Raw genomic sequence first — 2,190 nt, forward strand, 5'->3', positions numbered from 1 at the left:
GATGCGCGCATCGCAACGGCTGTCGTGGTCGATGGCGCGCTGCGGATCACGCCGCTGATGCCTGGCCAGACCACGGTCGCGCTCAGCAGCGCGAGCGACCCGTGGGCCGGAGCGAATCTGACCGTGGCCGTCGGCCCGCGCTTTGTCGAACCGACGGGCGCGCCGGCCAGCGCAGGTCTCGACCCGGCGCGCGGCGAGCGCGGCGTACCGCCCGACACGCTGCTCCGTCTGGCGCTGGCGCCCGGCGCGCAGCTGAGCGGCGAAGGCAGCATCCGGATCTGGCGCAAGCGCGATGGCGCGCTGGCCGGCGTGATCCGGCCCGGCGAGACCGTGAGCAGGATCGGCCCGGCGCCGCGCCAGCGCCTGGTACGCGAGCATCGGCTGCGCCTGGTCGACGGCCAGTTGCGCGCCCGCCTGCCACATGGCCTGGAGTACGATACCGAGTATGTCGCGGCGGCCGAGGCACGCCTGGTGCGCGGCGCCGACTTTACTGGCGCACGCTGGGCGTTTCGCACGACGCCGCACCGCCCGGTGGGCGACAGCGTGACGGTGGCCACCACCGGCCGCGCCCACTTCCGCACCGTGCAGGGTGCGCTCGATTACGCGATGGGCCTGCCACGCGCCATGCCGCTGACGGTGAACGTGCGCGACGGCGTCTATCCCGAACTGCTGTACCTGCGCGACAAGGACCGGCTTACCTTGCGCGGCGCCAGCCGCGAAGCGACGATCATCCGCGCCACCAACAGCGATACCCTCAATCCTGGCTCCGGCAGCGGCCAGGCATCGCAGGAGCCAGGGCTGCTGGGCGGGCGCGCGCTGTTTTTGGCCCAGGACAGCGACCTGCTCGAGATCCGCGACATCGCCCTGCACAACACCACACTGCGCAGCGACGGCCATTCTCCGCAGGCCGAGACGCTGTTTTTCAATAGCCTGGATGGGCGCCTGTCGGTGCGCAATGCGCACTTCGCCAGCGAGCAGGACACGCTCCAACTGAAGGGTTACGCGTGGATCTACAAATCGCTGGTCGAGGGCAATGTCGACTTCGTATGGGGGAACAACCGGGCCACCCTGTTCGAAGACAGCGAAATCCGCACGGTCGGCGACAGCGCGAATCCCGACAGCGGCGGCTACATCGTCCAGGCCCGCACCATCGGCCCGGCCGAGCCGGGCTTCGTCTTCCTGCGCTCGCGCCTGACCCGCGGCCCCGGGCCGGCGGGCAACCTGCCCCCGGACGGCAGCGCCTACCTGGCGCGCTCGCCGGGAACGGCGAACACTTGGGACCACGTCGCCTTCATCGAGTGCACCATCGGCCCGCACATCGCGGCCGACGGCTGGCTGCGCCGTCCGGCGCCCAATCCGCTGCAGGGTGGCTGGCGCGAATAYGGCAACCGCGCGCCGGATGGCCAGCCGCGCCACTACGGCGGCGCGGTGCTGGACGCTGCGCAGGCAGCGCGTTACCTGACCCGCGCCGCCGTGTTTGCCGGGAGCGGCTGGAACCCGCAGCCATGAACGCATAGCAACCACGATAACTATTTGCCGCACACCCTTGCCACATCAGGCCGGCCAAACTAAGAGTCGCTAGTTTTGGCAGAGCTGCCAATTATCCAGGACAAACCGACCGATGAAGATTACTCCAGCGCTGAATGAACCCGGCACCACCGAGCCGCGGCTGTACCGGGTCGTGGCGGCCAGGATCGAAGAACTGATCCGTGCGGAGAACATCCGCGGTGGCGAGCGCCTGCCGGCCGAGCGCGAGCTGGCGGCCAAGCTCGGGGTCAGCCGCACGTCGCTGCGCGAAGGGCTGATCGCGCTCGAACTGGGCGGCAAGGTCGAGGTGCGCGGCGGTTCGGGTGTCTATGTCAGTGAACAGGCGGCGCCGCAGGCAGTGGTGCCGACGGCCGGGCCGGGCCCGTTCGAAGTGCTGGCCGCGCGCCGCATGATCGAGGTCGAGGTTGYCGCGCTGGCGGCGAAGCACGCCAACGATTCGGCGATCGACGCCATCCTGCTCGCCGTGGAGGAGATGGAACAGCATCATGAAGACCGCAGCGCCAATGAAATGGCCGACCGCAATTTTCACCTGGCCATCGCGCGCGCGACCGGCAACAGCGCCATGGTCGGCGTCATCGAATACCTGTGGAGCCAGCGTGGTTCGCTGTGGCACAAGCTCAAGGAGCACTTCCAGACCGAGGA

At 69.3% G+C, this 2,190-nt stretch carries 2 protein-coding genes; both read left to right on the forward strand.

The genetic code is table 11. The annotated features are described in order from the left end of the window. On the forward strand, positions 1-1,509 hold a 1,509-nt coding region (locus AC1DYN_RS32165; protein ID WP_477966797.1), incomplete at its 5' end, for a pectinesterase family protein. A gap of 172 nt (positions 1,510-1,681) precedes the next feature. Next, a partial coding sequence (locus tag AC1DYN_RS32170) for a FadR/GntR family transcriptional regulator (protein ID WP_477966799.1) occupies positions 1,682-2,190 on the forward strand: 509 nt, incomplete at its 3' end.

The sequence above is a fragment of the Rhizobacter sp. P2_D12 genome (assembly GCF_056404395.1).